This is a genomic window from Nonomuraea sp. NPDC050202 (assembly GCF_040656115.1).
GTDB lineage: Bacteria > Actinomycetota > Actinomycetes > Streptosporangiales > Streptosporangiaceae > Nonomuraea.
The window spans coordinates 486,714-505,246 of record NZ_JBFALF010000001.1 but is presented as its reverse complement, the minus strand read 5'-3'; the positions used below and the strand labels follow the sequence as shown (position 1 = coordinate 505,246).

The following is an 18,533-nucleotide window of genomic DNA, read 5'->3' as shown; positions in this document are numbered from 1 at the left end:
CGCGGTACCGCTCAGGCGACGCTCGCCGCCTCAGCGCCCGCGCCCATGGCGGTCTCTCTCAGGTGCCCGGCCTGGGTACGGCGCGATCGCGGCGGGGGCGGTCGAGGAGCCGGCCGGGCTCGCGCGGCGGCCCCTCCAGGGACGGCCCCGGGCCCTGCCCGAGCAGCCACTCGAACAGCCGCCGGGTCCGCCGGCCGAACGGGTTGTTCCCCCGCTTCTTGCGCTCCTCCTCCGCCAGCGCCTTCTCCAGCCCCGGCGTGTGCCCGCCCCCGAAGCGCGACATGTCGGGCCGGATGAACCCGCGCGGCTCCGTGCGCCGCAGCGCCGCGCTCATCGACTCCACCCAGATCGGCCCCGGCAGCGACGCCCCCTGCACCGACCCGTAGTACCGGTCCCCGATCTGCACCCCCTGCAGCGGGAACCGGTAGGACCCCCGGATGTCCCCCACGCTGACCGCCGCCGCCAGGTGCGGCGTGTAGCCGGCGAACCAGGCCGAGGTGTAGCCGTTGTTGGTGCCCGTCTTCCCCGCGGCGGGCCGCCCGATGCTCTGCCCCTTCATCGTGCCTTTGTCGAACACGCCCTCCAGCACGTGGTTGACGGCGTCCGCGATGGGCCGTTCGAGTACCTGCTCGCACGACGGCGGCACGTGCGTGCGCCGCCCGTCCCTGCCGACGATCTCCACGATGGCCAGCGGCCGGCAGTACTGCCCGCGCGCGGCGAACGCCGCGAAGGACGCCGCGACCGTCACGGGGTCCATCTCGTTGACCCCCAGCGTGAACGTCGGCACCTCCTTCAGCGGCCCTCCGTCCGCCCTGGTCACGCCGAGCGTCCTGGCCATGCGCACGACGTTGCAGAGCCCGACCTTGCGCTCCAGCATCATGTAGAAGATGTTCACCGACTTCCAGGTGCCGGTCTCGATGCTGTGCGGCCCGCCCTCGCCCTCGCCGCTGGCGTTCAGGACGCGGGTGTTCGGGTCGTTGACGGGCTTGCCCGAGCAGTCGCGGTAGCCCTGCCCCGGCACCAGCGAACCCGGCGTCTGGAAGCCGTCGCCGAAGCGCCACCCCTGCTGCAGCGCGGTGGCCAGGGTGAACACCTTGAACGTGGAGCCGGCCTGGAAGCCCTGCCCGCCCCCGTGCGCCACGTCGGCCGGCAGGTTGAAGGTGGTCTTGGGGCCGTTCTTGCGGTTGCCGGGGTTGCGGCCGAAGCGCTTGCTGGCGGCCATCGCCCTGATCCGCCCGGTACGCGGCTCCACCATGGCCTCGGCGGCCACCTCGGTGTCCTCCGGCGAGACGTGCTCGCGGATGGCCCGCTCGGCGGCGCGCTGCGCGATCGGGTCGAGGCTGGTCCTGATCGTCAGGCCGCCCCTGGCCATCCTGCGCTGCCGCTCACGGGCCGTGTTGCCGAAGACGGGGTTGGACAGGAGCTCCTGCTGCACGTACAGGCAGTAGAACGGGTACTCGCTCTGGGCGCAGCCGCCGGGCTCCGGCCGCAACCGGATGCCGAGCGGCGCGGCCTTGCCGCTCGCCGCCTCCTGCTGGGTGATCTGCTTGAGCCCCGCCATGCGGTCGAGCACGAGGTCGCGGCGCATCTTCAGGCGCTCCCTGTGCGCCTGCCCGAGCGAGGGGTCGGTCGAGTACGGCATGCGCACCGCGCCGGCCAGCGTGGCCGCCTGGGTGAGCGTCAGCCGGGAGGCCGAGGTGGAGAAGAAGCGCCTGGCCGCCGCCTCCACCCCGTGCGCGCCCGCGCCGAAGTAGGCGATGTTCAGGTACCGCTCCAGGATCTCGTCCTTGCGGTACTTCTTCTCCAGCGCCAGCGCCAGCCGCAGCTCGGTGATCTTGCGGGCCAGGTTGGGGGCGCGGGCCTTGTTCCGTTCGGCGTCGCTGCGCGCGCTCTCCACCAGGATGTTCTTGACGAGCTGCTGGGTCAGGGACGAGCCGCCCTGCCGGATGCCGCCTGCCTGGGTGTTGGTGAGCAGCGCCCGGATCGTGCCCCTGACGTCGAGGCCGCCGTGCTCGTAGAAGCGGGCGTCCTCGATCGCCACGATGGCCTTGCGCATCACGGGCGCGACCGCGCCGAGCCGCACGGCCGTCCTGTTGGCCTCGTAGAACTGGGCGAACGGCCGCCCGTCCTTGTCCAGCAGCCTGGTCACCTGGGCGAGCGGCTCCTCGCGCGGGGCGGGCGGCAGGTCCACGAAGGTGTTCGTGACGCTCATCGCCGCGAGGCCGCCCCCGCCCACCAGCGGGGCGGCCAGCGCGGCCGTCAGTACCCCGCCGAGCGCCCCCGCCAGGCCGAGCGCCCCGACGGATCTGAGTACGGTCACGTAAGATGATCTGCGACGTCCCGATCAGCGGCAAACGCCCGCTTCCGGCCTCTTTACCGTTGCCGTGTGATGTTCAGACCGAGCGACACGAACTGCTCGAACGGCCGGTGGTAGCCGCGCTCGATGTGGTGCACGCCGCGCAGCGTGGACGGCCCGTCGGCGACCGCCGCCGCCAGCACCGCCGAGAAGCCGGCCCTGATGTCGGGCAGCGTCACGTCGGCGCCCTTGAGCTTGGACACGCCGCGCACGACGGCCGAGTGACGGGCGTTGGTGTCGTGGTAGCGGCAGGCGGGACCGCCGAGGCACTGGTCGAACACCTCGATCTCGCAGCCCATCTTCTGCAGCGCCGGCACGTACACCAGGCGGTTCTCGAAGACCGTCTCGTGCAGCACCGACATGCCCTGGCTCTGCGTGAACAGCACCATCAGCGGCGTCTGCCAGTCGGTCATGAACCCGGGGTGGGTGTCGGTCTGCACGGCCGCCGAGCGCAGGCCCTCGGGGGGCGCGGTGGCGCACAGGTACTCGTCGTTGATGTCGAACTGGGCGCCCATCCTGGCCAGCGTGGTGATCGCGGTGACCAGGCGGTCCTGGGGGCAGCCGTGCACGCGTACCTCGCCCTGGGTGACCAGGCCCGCCGCCAGGTACGAGAACGCCTCGATGCGGTCGCCGGTCAGCCAGGTCTGGGCGCCGCGCAGCCGTTCGACGCCCTCGATGACGATCCGGCGGTCCGGCGACAGCTCGATCCTGGCCCCCATCCGCTGCAGGAACAGCGCCAGCTCCACCACTTCCGGCTCCGTGGCCGCGTTCTTCAGCACGGTCTTGCCGTCGGCCAGCACCGCCGACATCAGCACCGTCTCGGTGGCGCCCACGCTCGGGTACGGCAGCTCGATCCGGGTGCCGTTGAGGCGCTTGGCCTTGGCGTAGATGCCGGTGTCGCCGACCTGCACCTCGGCGCCCATCGCGCGCAGGGCGTCCACGTGGAAGTTCACCGGCCGCCGCCCGATCGGGTCGCCGCCCACCAGCGGCACGAACGCCTCCCCCGCCAGGTGCAACAGGGGGCCGAGCATGAGGATCGGGATGCGGTTCAGGCCGGTGAACGCGTCGGGGACGCGGGGCTCGATCTCCGCGCCCTTCTCGATCCTGATCTCCGTGCGGGAGATCTCGACGTGGATGCCGAGCGCCCGCAGCATCTCGGCGGTGATGCCCACCTCGCCCACCTCGGGGGCGTTGTGGATGCTGCTCTCGCCGTTGCCCATCATGGCCGCGACCATGTGCTTGGACACGCCGTTCTTCGAACCGCGTACTTCGACGTCACCCCGGAGCGGGCCGGAGGGTTCAATCTGCCAGACCTCTTCTGCAATCACGAAGTGAGCCTAGCCGGGGGATACCATCGAGCTGATTCGGACGTACATGTGAGGGGGAGTGGCGTGACGAGGGAAGTACGCGCTTTTGCGGTAACTGTCCTCGCACTCGCCGCTCTCGGGGTCGCCGCCGGACTGCTCTGGTCAGGGCTGACACCGCGGGCGCCGTACCAGGTGACCGATCAGGGCACGGTGCTGGCCGATCCGACCACGCAGGCCCTGATCGCGGCCGACGGATGGTTCGCGGTGATCACGGGCGGGCTCGGGCTGCTGTGCGGCGGGGTCGCCTGGTTCTCGGCGCGGCGGTTGATGCTGCCGGTGCTGCTGGGGCTGTGCGCGGGCGGGGTGGCGGCCGCGTTCCTGACGTTGTGGGCGGGCTCCACGTTCACGCTGGGGGCCGTCATGGTGGAGGCGGCCCCCGCCGCGACCGGGGTGAAGATCGTCCCAGGCGCGCTGAAGCTGACCGCCGAGGGCGTGCTGGTGTCCTGGCCGCTGCTGGCCGTGGGGTTCTTCGGCCTGCTGGAGGGGATGCACGGCTACCGGGAGTCGCCGCTGCGGCAGCCGTACGGCGGGATCGGGCCGACCTAGAGCGGGGGACGGCGCAGGCCGTGGCCGGTGGCCTGCTCGAAGGCGCGCGCCACCCGGAGCACCCTGGCGTCCTCGAACGGCCTGCCCACGATCTGCACGCCCACCGGCAGCCCGTCGCCGGTGAACCCGGCGGGCACGGAGGCGGCCGGCGCGTGCAGCACGCTGATCCAGTACGCCGAGCGCATCCACGCCAGGTAGTCGGGCAGCTTCTGGCCGTTGATCTCGCTGACGTGCGGGTGCTCGATCGGGAACGGCGGCACCTGGCTGACGGGCGCGATCAGGACGTCGTAGGTGTCGAAGAAGGCGGCCATGCGCTGGTAGAGGCGGCTGCGCGCCCTCTCGGCCCTGGCCAGGTCGGCCCCGGTGACCTTGCGGCCCTGCTCGACGTTCCAGGCCGTGTTGGGGCCGAGCCCGCTCTTGTCGCCGTGGACGAGCAGGTAGTTCCACGCCCGGTAGGTCCTGAACGCGTCCTCGGCGTCGCTCAGGTCCAGCTCGACCTGCTCCACGCGGGCGCCGAGCCGCTCGAACACCCCGGGCGCGGTCGCGGTGACCGCCGCCGTCCGCGGGTCCACGGGCAGCCCGCCCAGGTCGGGGCTCCACGCCACGCGCAGCCCGGCCACCCCCTGCTCGGGCTCGGGCGCGAACACCTCCTTGATCGAGTACGGCGAGCGCCGGTCGAACCCGGCGACGACGCCGAGCATCAGCGTCACGTCCTCGACCGTCCTGGCCATGGGCCCGGAGACGCTCAGCGTGTACCAGGCGTTGATGTCGGAGATGTCGGGCACCCGGCCGGGCGTGGGGCGCAGGCCGACGACGTTGCAGAACGAGGCGGGGTTGCGCAGGGAGCCGCCCATGTCGGAGCCGTCGGCCAGCGGCACCATCCCGGTCGCCAGCGCGACCGCCGCTCCCCCGCTGCTGCCTCCGGCCGACTTGGACAGGTCGTAGGGGTTCCTGGTGGCGCCGAACACCTCGTTGACGGTGTGGGAGCCGGTGCCGAACTCCGGGGTGTTGGTCTTGCCCACGGTGACGGCCCCCGCCGCGCGCAGCCGCTGGACGATCAGGTCGTCCTGCTCGGGCACGTGGTCGGCGAACAGCGGCGAGCCGTAGGTGGTCCTGATCCCCGCGGTGTCGACGAGATCCTTGTGCGCGACCGGCACGCCGTGCAGCGGCCCGGCGGCCCCCTCCGAGGAGAGGGCCGCGTCGGCCGCCTCGGCCGCCCGCATGGCCTGCTCGGCGACGAGGGTGACGATGGCGTTGACGTGCGGGTTGACCTGTTCGATCCGGTCGAGGTGGGCCTGGAGGACCTCCACGGCGCTCACCTGCCTGGTCCTGATCAGTCGGGCCAGCTCGGTCGCGGTCAGGAAATGCAGTTCGCTCACGCCTGCGATCCTGCCCCACGGCCGCCCTGTCGGGGAACGGGGGTCAAGCGCCGAGGCACGCCGGGCCGAGGAGCTGCTTCAGGTCGCCCATCAGCGCCGGCGAGGGCGTGACCCGCAGCCGGTCGTCCACCCGCATCACCGTCGTCTTGGGCCCGTTGTGGACCTGCAGATGCACCTCGGACGTGCCCGGATGGGTGGTGAGGATCTCCTTCAGCCGCCCGACCACCGGCGGCGTGCAGCGGGTCAGCGGCAGGCTCACCAGCAGCGGCCCCCCGGCCTCCACGGTGAGGTCGGGCGCCGTCACCTCCATCGCGATGATCTTGGCGACGTCCTCCCTCTTGTCGATCCGCCCCTTGACGAACACGATCGCGTCCTCGGCCAGCAGCGTCGAGCAGAGCTGGTACGCCGACGGGAAGATCATCACCTCGATGGAGCCGGCGAGGTCCTCCAGCTGGGTCAGCACCCAGGTGTCGCCCTTCTTGGTGACCTTGCGCTGCACCCCGCTGAGGATGCCGCCCACGGTCACGACCTGCCCGTCGGTCCGGCTCTCGTCCTGCACGGCCGCGACCGAGCAGTCGGCCCCGGCGGCCAGGATGTGCTCGACGCCGAACAGCGGATGGTCCGACACGTACAGGCCGAGCATCTCCCGCTCGAACTGCAGCAGCGTGTTCTTGTCCCACTCGCCCACCGGGATCTGCACGTCGAACGTCTGGTCCTCGCCGCCGTCGATCGCGCCGAACAACGAGTCCTGGCCGATGGCCTCGTTCTTCTTGATGTCGATGATCGCGTCGACGGCCTGCTCGTGCACCATGACCAGGCCCTTGCGCACGTGCCCCAGCGAGTCGAACGCGCCCGCCTTGATCAGCGACTCGATCACGCGCTTGTTGCAGACGATGGCCGGCACCTTGCGCAGGAAGTCCTTGAAGTCGCCGAAGCGGCCCTTCTCCTTGCGCGCGGCGATGATGCCGTCGACGACGTTGCCGCCGACGTTGCGGACGGCCGACAGGCCGAAGCGGATGTCGGTGCCGCGCGGGGTGAAGTCGAAGTCGGAGTCGTTGACGTCCGGCGGGAACACCTTGATGCCCATGCGGCGGCACTCGTTGAGGTAGAGGGCCGACTTGTCCTTGTCGTCCTTGACCGACGACAGCAGCGCGGCCATGTAGGCGGCCGGGTAGTTGGCCTTGAGGTAGGCGGTCCAGTAAGCGATGAGGCCGTAGGCGGCGGTGTGGGCCTTGTTGAAGGCGTAGTCGGAGAACGGCAGCAGGATGTCCCACAGCGCCTTGATGGCCTCGGCGGGATAGCCGTTGTCCAGCATGCCCTTCTCGAAGCCGGCGTACTGCTTGTCCAGCTCCGCCTTCTTCTTCTTGCCCATCGCGCGGCGCAGCAGGTCGGCGGCGCCGAGGGTGAAGCCGGCCACCTTCTGGGCGATGGCCATGACCTGCTCCTGATAGATGATCAGGCCGTAGGTCGTGTCGAGGATGTCCTTGAGCGGCTCCTCCAGCGCCGGGTGGATCGGCGTGATGTCCTGCTGGCCGTTCTTGCGCAGGGCGTAGTTGGTGTGGGAGTTGGCGCCCATCGGGCCGGGGCGGTAGAGCGCGAGGGCGGCGGAGATGTCCTCGAAGTTGTCGGGGCGCATCAGGCGCAGCAGCGAGCGCATGCCGCCGCCGTCGAGCTGGAACACGCCCAGCGTGTCGCCCTTGGCCAGCAGCTCGTACGACTTGCGGTCGTCGAGCGGCAGCGAGAGCAGATCGACCTTCTCACCCGTGGTCGCCTCGATCATCTTGAGGCAGTCGTCCATGATGGTGAGGTTGCGCAGGCCCAGGAAGTCCATCTTCAGCAGGCCGAGCGTCTCGCAGGTCGGGTAGTCGAACTGCGTGATGATCGCGCCGTCGGAGTCGCGGCGCATGATCGGGATGTGGTCGGTCAGCACCTCGGCGGACATGATCACGCCGGCGGCGTGCACGCCGGTCTGCCTGATCAGGCCCTCCAGGCCCTTGCCGAGGTCCATCGTCGCCTTGACGTCGACGTCTTCCTCGTAGAGCCGGCGCAGCTCGCCCGCCTCGGCGTAACGCGGGTGGTCCTTGTCGAAGATGCCCGACAGCGGGATGTCCTTGCCCATCACGGCGGGCGGGAACGCCTTGGAGACCCGGTCGCCCAGCGCGTAGGGGTAGCCCAGGACGCGGCCCGCGTCCTTGATGGCGGCCTTGGCCTTGATGGTGCCGAACGTGGCGATCATGGCGACCTTGTCGGCGCCCCACTTCTCGGTCACGTACCGGATCACGTCGCCGCGCCTGCGCTCGTCGAAGTCGATGTCGACGTCGGGCATGGAGACGCGCTCGGGGTTGAGGAACCGCTCGAAGATCAGGCCGTGCGGGAGCGGGTCGAGGTCGGTGATGCCCATCGCGTACGCCACCAGCGAGCCGGCGGCCGAGCCACGGCCGGGGCCGACCGGGATGCCGTTCTGCTTGGCCCACATGATGAAGTCGGCGACCACGAGGAAGTAGCTCGGGAAGCCCATCTGCTCGATGATCCCGATCTCGTACTCGGCCTGCTTGCGGTGCTCCTCGTCGTAGCCCTCGGGCCAGCGCCGGGCCATGCCCTCCCAGACGGTCTGGCGGAAGAACTCGCTCTCCGTCATGCCGTCGGGGATGGGGTAGGTCGGCATGAGGTTCTTGAACTCGAAGAACCCGGTCGCGTCGACCTTCTCGGCCACCAGCAGGGTGTTGCGGCAGCCCTCGGCCCACAGGTCGGAGGAGTCGACCGCGCGCATCTCGTCGGCGCTCTTGATGTAGTAGCCGGAGCCGTCGAAGCGGAAGCGGTCGGGGTCGGACAGCTGCTTGCCGGTCTGGATGCACAGGAGGGCGTCGTGGGAGGCGGCGTCGGCCTCGTAGGTGTAGTGCGAGTCGTTGGTGACCAGCGGCGGGATGCCCAGCTCCTTGCTGATCCTGGTCAGGCCGTCGCGGACGCGGCGCTCGATGTCGAGGCCGTGGTCCATGATCTCCAGGAAGAAGTTTTCCTTGCCGAAGATGTCCTGATATTTCGCGGCGGCCTTGAGCGCCTCGTCGTACTGGCCGAGCCGCAGCCTCGTCTGCACCTCGCCCGACGGGCAGCCCGTGGTGGCGATCAGGCCGTCGGCGTGCTCGGCCAGGATGTCGGCGTCCATGCGCGCCCACTTGCGCACGAAACCCTCGGTGTAGGCGCGCGAGGACAGCCGCATCAGGTTGTGCAGGCCCGTCTTGTTGCGCGCCCAGATCGTCATGTGGGTGTAGTAACCACCCGCCGAGACGTCGTCGCGCTTCTGGTGCGGCTCGCCCCACAGCACCGGCTTCTTGTTGTGGCGCGACTCCGGCGCGACGTACGCCTCGATGCCGATGATCGGCTTGATGCCGGCGCCCGTGGCCTGCTTGTAGAAGTCGTAGGCGCCGTGCATGTTGCCGTGGTCGGTGATCGCGATCGCGGGCATGCCCAGGTCGCCGACCTGCTTGAACATCTGCTTGAGGCGGGCCGCCCCGTCCAGCATGGAGTATTCCGTATGAACATGCAGGTGCACGAACGAGTCGCTGGACGACATGGAGCGGCGCCTCCCGGTCTCGATGGGGTTGTGGCATCTGACTTTAGTGGCCCCGACCGACAACCCGGGGCCCATCCGGCGCCCCCGGGGACCGGCGCGCCGCGGGTCGCGGCGATCAGCAGCACCGATATCCTCGGATTCACACTGGGTGATCAAGGAGTCACGGGGTGCGCACGCAGACCGAAGAGGGATACACGCACGCGCTGGGCAACCGCCAGGTCCAGATGATCGCCATCGGCGGCGCCATCGGCGTGGGGCTGTTCCTGGGCTCCGGGGGGCGGCTGGCCGCCGCCGGTCCCGCGCTGGTGCTCTCCTACGCCGCCGCCGGGGTGGCGGCGTTCTTCGTCATGCGGGCGCTCGGCGAGCTCGTGCTCTACCGGCCGGTCTCCGGCTCGTTCGTCGAGTACGCCGGTGAGTTCATCGGCCCGTGGGCGGCCTTCGCCAGCGGCTGGATGTACTGGATCAACTGGGCCGCCACCGGCGTCGCCGAGCTGACCGCGATCGCCGCCTACATCCATTACTGGGCCCCGGCCTTCCCCCAGTGGCTCACGGCGCTGATCGCGCTCGGCTTCGTCATGACGGTCAACCTGCTGTCGGTGCGCCTGTTCGGCGAGCTGGAGTTCTGGTTCGCCATGCTCAAGGTCCTGGCCATCACGGTGTTCCTGGTCGTCGGCCTGGTGCTGGTGGTGTTCGCGATCGGCGAGGCCGGGCCGCACAACCTGGTCTCGCACGGCGGGTTCTTCCCGACCGGGTTCCCGCTGGTGCTGATGAGCCTGCAGTCGGTCGTGTTCGCGTACGCCTCGATCGAGCTGGTCGGCATCACGGCGGGCGAGACGGCCAGGCCGCACGAGGTCATGCCGAAGGCCATCAACGGCGTGGTGTGGCGCATCGCGGTCTTCTACGTGGGCTCGGTGGCGCTGCTGGCCATGGTCCTGCCGTGGACCGCCTACCGCGCGGGCACGTCCCCGTTCGTGACGGTCTTCTCCGGGCTCGGGGTCCCGTGGGCGGCCGACGCCATGAACCTCGTCGTGATCACCGCAGCGCTCTCGTCCTGCAACTCCGGCCTGTACGCCACGGGCCGCATCCTGCGCTCGATGGCCATGAAGCAGGAGGCGCCCCGCTTCGCCGGCGCCCTCAGCACCAGGCACGTGCCGATCGGCGGCATCCTGTTCACCGCGGCCATGTTCCTGGCGGGGGTGGCGCTGTTCTACTTCCTGCCGGAGCGGGCCTTCAACATCGCCACCGCCGTGGCCTCCCTGGGCGTGATCACCACGTGGGGGGTGCTGGTGCACTGCCAGACCCGGCTGCGCCGCACGGGCCACCGCTCGGCCTTCCCGATGCCCGGCTCGCCCTACACCAACTGGCTCACCATGGCGTTCCTGGCGCTGGTGGTGCTGCTGATGCCGTTCGCCGACCAGGACCAGCGGGTGGCGTTCTACCTGATCCCCCTGCTGGTCGCCGCCATCGCCCTGGGCTGGTGGACCGTCCGGCGCCGCCGCCCGTCCTGAAGGCCGCCGCACGGGCACGCCCGCGGCGGCGGGGTCGCTGGGTAGTCTCGATGGCGCAGCAGAGGAGTCGCCGGGCAGGGAGGTCGCACTGGACGCTGCGAGACGGAGGATCGTCCAGACGGCGGCCGCGGCCGCGATCGGCGTCGCGCTGGCCGTGGCGTGCCTGCCCCTGGGCCTCTACCCCAAGCTGGCCTGCGCCGTGCTGGACGCGGGCTGCCCCACCGGCGCCGCGCCGCGGGGCGAGTTACCGCGGGTCACCAGGCTGACGGCCGTCCAGGTGGCCCAGAGCGGCACGTACGTGGCGCTCGGCGACTCCTACTCCTCCGGCGAGGGGGTGTGGGAGCTGAGCCAGGCGCCGGTCAACGACGGGGCCGACCGCTGCCACCGGTCCGAGGGCTCCTACGTGCCGCTCGTCGCCCAGGCCTACCGGTTCGGCGGCGGCACCGCCTTCTACGCCTGCAGCGGCGCCACCACCCGCGAGCTCCTGTCGGGCCAGCACGGCCAGCCGCCCCAGATCACCCGCGTGAGCGCGGCGGCGAGCCTGGTGACGCTGAGCATCGGGGGCAACGACGCAGGCTTCTCCAAGGTGCTGACGGGCTGCATCGTCAAGATCCCGTGGTCGACGGCCTGCGTCGACCAGGACGCCGCGGTCAACCGGCGCATCGAGGAGCTGCGTACGAGCATGCTCAAGGTGCTCAAGGAGGTGCGCGTGCGCGCGCCGGCCGCGCGCGTCATCGTGCTCGGCTACCCGCGCCCGTTCCCGAAGGAGCCGGTGGAGACCGTCGACAACCTGACCGTGGCCGACCAGCGCTGGCTGAACACCATGACGCGGCGGCTCAACGACACGGTGGGGTCGGTGGTGGCCGAGTTCGACCGCGCCATCGCGGCGTTCGGGGCGCCGGGCAGCGCCGAGTACGTGGACGCCTACGAGGCGTTCACGGGACACGAGGTGGGCCGGCCGCGCCCGTTCCTGAACGGGCTGGCCGTGGACATGGACGAGCTGCGGGTCAACGCGCGCAGCTACCACCCGACGGGCGACGGCTACCGCCGCTTCGCCGAGCTCATCACCGGGCAGATCGCCGCCGGCCCCGGCCGCCCGATGAACAACGTGCTGGTCACCGACCCGAACGCTCCTCGGCGAGGTGCAGCCCCGCCTCGATGACGGCGTTCATGATGGCCGACAGGCGCGACTCGCCCAGCGCGGGCGCCCGCACGGCCATCCTGGCCACGACGTCGCGCTCCCTGCCCAGGTCGCGCCCGGCGAAGCCGCCGACGGGCTTGAGCCGCTGCACGATGCCCGCCAGCTCGGCCCGCCGCTCCAGCAGCGTGGCCAGGGCGGCGTCCACCCGGTCGATCGCCTGCCTGCACTCGGGCAGCGTGCCGGGCGTCTCGTCGCGCAGCAGCGCGCCGACGACGGTCACGGCCTCCTCGGCGACCCGCCGTCCGGCCGCCGGGGTCTGCGCCTGTCCCGTGCCGATGATCAGGCCGTCGGCGCCGGCCGCGACGGCGGCGGCCGACAGGCCGAGGTCGGCGGAGACGTCCACCAGCGCGGGACGCCCCGAGGCGGCCCGCGCGGCCCGGACGAGCGCCAGATCGGGACGGCCTCCCCCCTCGCAGAGGATCACCCTCCCGTCGCCCTCGCCCGCGCAGTAGGCGGCCAGCCCCAGCCACTCCTCCATGGAGGCCGACGCCCGCCGCTCCACCACGACCGGCAGCCCGAGCCCTGCCGCCGCGCGCACCAGGGGGATGTCGCGCGTCCACGACGCCCCCACCACGACGGCCGCCGCGTGCTCGGCGATGGCCGGCAGGTCGGCGGCCGTGGCCGGCTCGGCGAGCGTGACGCCCGCGCGCAACGCGGCAGGCGGGTCGGTGCGCAGGCTCACCCGGTCGCCGATCACCACCGCGGGCCCCGCTCCCACGAGGAGGCCGCCCACGGCGACCGCGTGCCGTTCCAACGTCGATGACATCCCGACTCCCCACTGTGGCCGGCCCTCGGAGCCGGCGGAAACCAAAAAGGCAGAGACGGTTGTCTCTGCCTCGTGCCGACTCCAGGTGGTCGCTAGCTGACGACCGGCTCTCCCGGAGCCGGCTCGGTAAACGCGTAGCGACGACAAGTCATATCTGAACCCTACACCCGCGCCTCCACCTGCTGGGCGGCGCTTCTCACATGCCGGACTGGCCTTCGGGCGAGTCGCCGTTGATCCCTGCCCGTGAGAGTATTTCTTGGCCTAGAGGAGGGTTTGAGGCCGTTGATGTCGGATCGCAAGCAGGACGGACGCCGCATCGCCGGCCGCTACCAGCTGCAGGAACCCATCGGCAGGGGCGGGATGGGCATCGTCTGGCGCGCCTACGACGAGCTCCTTGACCGCACGGTCGCGGTCAAGGAGGTCAGGTACGCCGCCGCCCTGGGCGAGGAGGTGCAGCTGCTGAACCGGCGCACGATGCGCGAGGCGAGAGCGGCGGCGAGGTTCGAGCATCCCAACGTGATCGTCGTGCACGACGTGATCGAGGAGGATGAACGTCCCTGGATCGTCATGCAGCTCGTCCAGTCGCGCTCGCTGGGCGCCGTGATCAAGCAGGACGGGCCGCTGCCGCCCAAGCGGGTGGCCGAGATCGGCCTGGCCGTGCTGGACGCGCTGCACCGCGCCCACGAGGCGGGCGTGCTGCACCGTGACGTCAAGCCCGAGAACGTGCTCCTGGCCGACGACGGCCGCGTCGTGCTCACCGACTTCGGCATCGCCACGCTGGAGACCGAGACGCAGCTCACCGTGACGGGCCTGGCGGGCACGCCGGCGTTCATCGCGCCCGAGCGGCTCAAGGGCCTGCCCGCGCGGCGCGAGTCCGACCTGTGGTCGCTGGGCGCCACGCTGTACACGGCGGTGGAGGGCCGATCCCCGCACGAGCGCGGGATGGCGCTGGCCACCATGCACGCCGTGCTCACCGACGAGCCCGATCCCCTCACGCACGCGGGCCCGCTCACCGACGTGATCAACGGGCTGCTGGTCAAGGAGCCGGTGCAGCGGCTGTCGTACGAGGAGACGCAGCGCATGCTGCGCCGGGCCCTGCGCGACATGAACGCCGCCGAGCCGGACACCGGCTCGACCTCGCCGTCGAACCCGCCGCTCACCAAGCAGTTCCCCGCCGCGCAGGAGCTGCACGTGCCGGCCCCGGCCGAGCCGAAGCGCCCCGCCGCGCCCCCGGCCAGGCCGAAGCGGCCGGGCCCCGCCAAGGCCAGGCGCCCGTACGAGCCCGTCGAGGACGACACCCCGACCGACCCGAACCTCCTGGCCGCCCGCGCCCCCCAGGAGGCCATGCCCGAGACCGGCGCGCGCATCCCGCAGACGCCGACCGTGGAGCCGCCGCGGCCACCCGCCGAGTCCACGATGGACGCGGCCAGGCCAGACCCGCAGCGCAAGCCCACGATCGTCATCGCTGCGGCCGTGGCGGTGCTGCTGGTGGCGGTCGTGGGCGGCTACCTCGGCCTGAACTCGGCCCCCGACGACGAGGCCAGGCAGCAGGCCGGCGCGCGTGCGGCGGCCGTCACGACGAGCCCGTCGCCGAGCGCGCCCGCCTCGCAGTCGCCCTCGTCCACGCCATCGTCCTCGTCGTCGCCCACGTCGTCGGCCACGTCGTCGCCCACGGTCTCGTCCTCCCCGCCGGCGTCCCCGAGCTCCTCGCCCACCTCGGCCCCCGAGGAGACCAAGGAGGCCGAGAAGGACCCGCTGCCGTCCGGGTGGAAGTACTACACGGACAAGAAGCTCGGCTTCAAGATCGGCCTGCCCAAGGGCTGGGACGAGTGGACGCGCACCGGCAGGAGCGTCGAGTTCAAGGGCCCCGGCGGGGCGCCGAACGCGCACGTGCGGGTCGAGGAGATGCCCAAGCTGGGCAAGGACCCGCTGAAGGGCTGGAAGAAGCTGGAGCCGAGCCTCAAGGACCGCTACGGCGGCTACAAGAAGATCGGCATCGACAAGGTCGACTTCCGCGAGGCCGCCGCCGACTGGGACTTCTACTGGCCCACCAACACCGGCAAGAGCCGCATCCGCTACCGGGGGTTCGTCGCGGAGGACGGGAAGTCGTACGCCATCTACTGGCACACGCTGAGCAGCCACTGGAAGAAGGACTACGACTTCTTCGAAGGATTCTGCGCGACGTTCGTTCCCCCCAAGTAGGTAGGCTCGCTGCGTGCACGTCAGCAACCGCTATCGCCTCATCGAGCCGCTCGGCGAGGGTGGGATGGGCGTCGTCTGGCGGGCCCACGACGAGCTGCTCGACCGTACGGTGGCGATCAAGGAGGTCCGCTACACGGGCGTCGGCGACGCCAAGCGGGCCGAGCTCAACCGCAGGACCATCAGGGAGGCCAGGGCGGCCGGGCGCCTCGACCACCCGTCGGTGGTCGTCATCCACGACGTCGTGGAGGAGGACGGCCGGCCGTGGATCGTGATGCAGCTCGTCCGCTCGCGCTCGCTGGCGCAGGTGATCGGCGAGAGCGGGCCGCTGCGGCCGGCGCAGGTCGCGGTGATCGGCGGCCGGCTGCTCGACGCGCTGCGCGCCGCGCACGCCACCGGGGTGCTGCACCGTGACGTCAAGCCCGAGAACGTGCTGCTGGCCGACGACGGCCGCGTCGTGCTCACCGACTTCGGGATCGCCTCGATGGAGACCGAGGCGGGGCTGACGGCCACGGGCGGCCTGGTGGGCACGCCCGCGTACATGCCGCCGGAGCGGCTGAACGGCGACCCCGCGCGCCCCGAGTCCGACCTGTGGTCGCTGGGCGCCACCCTGTACGCGGCGGTCGAGGGCCGGCCGCCGTTCAAGCGCGACTCGTGGGCGGCGACGGTGGCGGCGGTGCTGCGCGACGAGCCGGAGCCGCCGGTGCGGGCCGGCGTACTGGAGCCGGTCATCATGGGCCTGCTGCGCCGCGACCCCGGCGCGCGGCTGCCCGCCGAGCAGGCCGCCAGGCTCCTGTACGAAGCCGCCGCCGCCCCGCCGACCGGCACGCCCGGCGGCCCCGCCCCGCACTCCAGCGGCCTCACACCGCGCCCCGGCACCCCGGCCCCGCACCCCGGCGGCCTCACACCGCATCCTGGCGGCCTCACACCGCACTCCGGTGCTGGAACGCCGCACCCCGGCGCGCCCGACACGCCGCCGCCGTCCTGGCAGCCGGGCGCGGGCACCGGTCCGGGCGGGACCGGCTGGCAGGCGGCCGGCACCGGCCCGGACGCCGGCCCCTCGCACGCGACGATGCCCGACCAGCGGCGCGGCCCCGCCGGCGGGCGCCGCAAGGCGTTGTGGATCGGCCTGCCCGCCGCGCTGGCGACCGTGGCGGTGCTGGGCACGGGCGGCGTGCTGCTGTCCGACCGCTGGACGGCCACGTCCCCCACCACGGGCCCCACCACGGGCCCCACCGCGGGCCCCGCCACCGGTCCGACCGGGGCCGGCCCGTCCCCCACGACGGGCGAGCCCACCACCAAGCCCGCCGAGCCCACCCCGACCGCCACCACGCCACGGCCCACCCGCACCGCGGTCCCGGCGGGCTGGCGCTCCTACAGGAGCGCGATCGGCCGCTTCCAGATCGCCATGCCCGGGCAGTGGCGCCCGACGAAGAACCCTGACCGGGACAGCATCGCCATCAAGGGCCCCGGCACCCCCGGCACGCTGATCGTGGAGTGGACCGTCCCCGACATCCCGTGGGACGACCCGGAGCAGCACTGGCTCGGCCTGGAGAGGGCGATCCGGGCGAAGGGCGAGTTCCAGCAGTACAAGCGGGTCCGCATCAGGCCGGTCGACTACCTGGGCGTGAAGGCCGCCGACTGGGAGTTCACCCGGGTGCGCAACGGCCAGACGATCCACGTGATCAACCGCGGCTTCCACACCGAGGACGGCCGCCCGTACGCCCTGTACTGGGAGACCCCGCACGCCCGCTGGGCCGAGGACCGGCACTACTTCGAGACGTTCGCCAGGACGTTCAGGCCGCTGTGAAGGAGCAGGCCCGGTTCTGGCGGCACCCGGCGGTGCCGGAGACGGACCTGCTCAAGGCCCGCTACGTCACCCACCGCTTCTCCAGGCACGTGCACGACGGCTACGCGATCGGCCTGATCGTCTCGGGCGTCGAGGAGTTCGACTACCGGGGCACGCTGCACCGGGCGGGAGCGGGCGAGCTGGTCCTGGTGAACCCCGACGCGGTGCACACGGGGCAGGCGGGCGTGCCGGGCGGGTGGGCGTACCGCATGCTCTATCCCTCGATCGACGCGCTGAGCGGCATCGCGGCGGAACTGGGCGCGCCCCGCGGCACGCCGCACTTCCCGCGGCAGGTGGTGCGCGACGACCAGGTGGCGGCGCTGCTGGCGCGGGCGCACGAGGCGGCCGAGCGGGGTGACGCGCTGGCGGCCTCGACGCTGAGCCGCACGCTGTTCGCCAGGCTGGTGGCCCGCCACGCCGCGCCCAGGCCGGCCACGGTGCTGCCGGCGGAGGGCAGGCGGGCGGTGCGGGCGGCGCTCGATCTGCTGCACGAGAGCCTCGTCGACCCGCCGACGCTGGAGGACCTGGCCGGGGCGGTGGGGGCGCGGCCGTTCGCGCTGCTGCGGGCGTTCAAGGCCGCGACAGGGCTGCCGCCGCACGCGTACCTGACCTCGCTGCGGGTGCGCCGGGCGCGCCACCTGCTGCAGACCGGCGTGCGGCCGGCACAGGTGGCCGCCGAGGTGGGCTTCACCGACCAGGCCCATCTGAACCGTCACTTCAAGCGCATCGTGGGTGTTCCTCCTGCCGCCTACCAACGCGCTGCAGGAACGTACAAGACGGACGATTCGCCCAACGCCTAGCCTCGGGCGGCATGGAAGAGACAACCTCCCGTTCCGCCGCCGTGCGGGACGGTCTCGGCGTGGGACTGGCCGTGGGGCTGTCCGGGATCGCCTTCGGCGCCGCGGCGGTCACCGCGGGCCTGTCCGTGCCGCAGGCGTGCGTGCTGAGCCTGCTGGCGTTCACGGGCGCCTCGCAGTTCGCGCTGACCGGCGCGGTCGCCGCCGGCGGCGACCTGGCGGCCGCCACGCTCGGCGCGGTGCTGCTCGGCGGCCGCAACACGCTCTACGGCCTGCGCATGGCCGGCCTCCTGCGCGTACGCGGCCCGCGCCGGCTGCTGGCCGCCCACGGCGTCATCGACGAGACCACGGCCGTCACCATGGCCCAGCCGGACCCCGAGGCGGCCCGCACGGGCTTCGTCACCACGTTCGCCAGCCTGTACATCGCCTGGAACCTCAGCACGCTGGCCGGCGCGTACGGCACCTCGTTCCTGGGCGACCCGGGCGTGCTGGGGCTGGACGTGGTGGGCCCGGTGGCGTTCCTGGCCATCCTGTGGCCGCGGCTGGCCGAGAGCGCCGAGCTGCGCTGGCTGGCCGCGGGGGCGGCGGCGATCGCCCTGTGCGCCACCCCGTTCCTGCCCGCCGGCGTGCCGGTGCTGCTGTCGGCCGTCGCGGTGCTGGCGGTGATGCTGCGATGACGCTGTGGTGGGCGATCGCCGCCGTCTGCCTGGGCTGCTACGCGCTGAAGCTGGCGGGCCTGGCCGCGCCCCGGCGGGTGCTGGACCATCCGCGGGTGCGCAGGTTCGCGGAGCTGGTGCCGGTGGCGCTGCTGGCGGCGCTGATCGCGGTGCAGACGTTCACCGCTCAGGGCGGGCTGAGCTTCGATCCGGCCCGGACGGCGGGGCTGGGGGCGGCGGTGGTGGCGCTGCTGCTGCGGGCGCCGTTCCTCGTCGTCCTGGCGTCGGCGGCCGTCGTCACCGCGCTTGCCCGGATGCTTCTTGGGTAGTCGCCGTCC

At 72.1% G+C, this 18,533-nt stretch carries 13 protein-coding genes; 8 read left to right on the top strand and 5 right to left on the bottom strand.

Going from position 1 to position 18,533, the window contains the following annotated elements:
* Positions 1-58 precede the first annotated feature (58 nt).
* Complete coding sequence (locus AB0I79_RS02515) at positions 59-2,320, bottom strand: transglycosylase domain-containing protein (RefSeq protein WP_357866048.1); 2,262 nt, start codon at positions 2,318-2,320, stop codon at positions 59-61.
* A 53-nt stretch (positions 2,321-2,373) separates the two neighbouring features.
* Entirely contained in the window at positions 2,374-3,684 is a 1,311-nt protein-coding gene (gene murA, locus AB0I79_RS02510) for a UDP-N-acetylglucosamine 1-carboxyvinyltransferase (RefSeq protein WP_357866047.1), read from the bottom strand.
* Positions 3,685-3,747: 63 nt separating this feature from the next.
* Here murA and AB0I79_RS02505 point away from each other — a divergent pair, with 63 nt between their 5' ends.
* A complete protein-coding gene (locus AB0I79_RS02505) occupies positions 3,748-4,269 on the top strand; it encodes a hypothetical protein (protein ID WP_357866046.1) in 522 nt (173 codons plus the stop codon).
* On the opposite strand, the gene AB0I79_RS02500 is transcribed toward AB0I79_RS02505, so the two are convergent.
* Positions 4,266-5,648, bottom strand: coding sequence for an amidase (locus AB0I79_RS02500; protein ID WP_357866045.1), 1,383 nt, complete (start codon positions 5,646-5,648; stop codon positions 4,266-4,268). The genes AB0I79_RS02505 and AB0I79_RS02500 overlap by 4 nt on opposite strands.
* Before the next feature lie 43 nt (positions 5,649-5,691).
* Positions 5,692-9,219, bottom strand: a complete 3,528-nt coding sequence (dnaE, locus tag AB0I79_RS02495) for a DNA polymerase III subunit alpha (protein WP_357866043.1) — start codon at positions 9,217-9,219, stop codon at positions 5,692-5,694.
* Between the two features lie 167 nt (positions 9,220-9,386).
* On the opposite strand from dnaE, the gene AB0I79_RS02490 reads away from it, so the two are divergent.
* Positions 9,387-10,727, top strand: coding sequence for an amino acid permease (locus tag AB0I79_RS02490; protein ID WP_357866042.1), 1,341 nt, complete (start codon positions 9,387-9,389; stop codon positions 10,725-10,727).
* Between the two features lie 154 nt (positions 10,728-10,881).
* Positions 10,882-11,889, top strand: coding sequence for an SGNH/GDSL hydrolase family protein (locus tag AB0I79_RS02485; protein WP_357866040.1), 1,008 nt, complete (start codon positions 10,882-10,884; stop codon positions 11,887-11,889).
* On the opposite strand, the gene AB0I79_RS02480 is transcribed toward AB0I79_RS02485, so the two are convergent.
* Positions 11,843-12,694 carry a chorismate mutase gene (locus AB0I79_RS02480; RefSeq protein WP_357866039.1) on the bottom strand — a complete coding sequence of 284 codons (852 nt, stop codon included), beginning with the start codon at positions 12,692-12,694 and terminating at the stop codon, positions 11,843-11,845. The genes AB0I79_RS02485 and AB0I79_RS02480 overlap by 47 nt on opposite strands.
* Positions 12,695-12,979: 285 nt before the next feature.
* Here AB0I79_RS02480 and AB0I79_RS02475 point away from each other — a divergent pair, with 285 nt between their 5' ends.
* The 5 genes from AB0I79_RS02475 to AB0I79_RS02455 are packed head-to-tail and all read left to right on the top strand — an operon-like array spanning position 12,980 to position 18,524.
* The gene (locus AB0I79_RS02475; protein ID WP_357866038.1) at positions 12,980-14,896 is read left to right on the top strand and encodes a protein kinase; all 1,917 of its coding nucleotides are present in this window, start codon (positions 12,980-12,982) and stop codon (positions 14,894-14,896) included.
* 13 nt (positions 14,897-14,909) lie between these two features.
* Positions 14,910-16,703: a protein kinase gene (locus tag AB0I79_RS02470; RefSeq protein WP_357866036.1), complete on the top strand. Its 1,794-nt coding sequence runs from the start codon at positions 14,910-14,912 to the stop codon at positions 16,701-16,703.
* Positions 16,700-17,542, top strand: coding sequence for an AraC family transcriptional regulator (locus AB0I79_RS02465; protein WP_357866035.1), 843 nt, complete (start codon positions 16,700-16,702; stop codon positions 17,540-17,542). The genes AB0I79_RS02470 and AB0I79_RS02465 overlap by 4 nt, the downstream gene beginning before the upstream one ends.
* 11 nt (positions 17,543-17,553) lie before the next feature.
* Entirely contained in the window at positions 17,554-18,216 is a 663-nt protein-coding gene (locus tag AB0I79_RS02460; protein ID WP_357866033.1) for an AzlC family ABC transporter permease, read from the top strand.
* Positions 18,213-18,524 carry an AzlD domain-containing protein gene (locus AB0I79_RS02455; RefSeq protein ID WP_357866032.1) on the top strand — a complete coding sequence of 104 codons (312 nt, stop codon included), beginning with the start codon at positions 18,213-18,215 and terminating at the stop codon, positions 18,522-18,524. The genes AB0I79_RS02460 and AB0I79_RS02455 overlap by 4 nt, the downstream gene beginning before the upstream one ends.
* Positions 18,525-18,533: the final 9 nt, after the last annotated feature.

Excerpts from the sequence above, each read along its gene's own strand:
- AB0I79_RS02480 (WP_357866039.1), bottom strand. The coding sequence starts at position 12,694 with ATGTCATCGACGTTGGAACGGCACGCGGTCGCCGTGGGCGGCCTCCTC.
- AB0I79_RS02460 (WP_357866033.1), top strand. The coding sequence starts at position 17,554 with ATGGAAGAGACAACCTCCCGTTCCGCCGCCGTGCGGGACGGTCTCGGC.
- AB0I79_RS02475 (WP_357866038.1), top strand. The coding sequence starts at position 12,980 with ATGTCGGATCGCAAGCAGGACGGACGCCGCATCGCCGGCCGCTACCAG.
- dnaE (WP_357866043.1), bottom strand. The coding sequence starts at position 9,219 with ATGTCGTCCAGCGACTCGTTCGTGCACCTGCATGTTCATACGGAATAC.
- AB0I79_RS02455 (WP_357866032.1), top strand. The coding sequence starts at position 18,213 with ATGACGCTGTGGTGGGCGATCGCCGCCGTCTGCCTGGGCTGCTACGCG.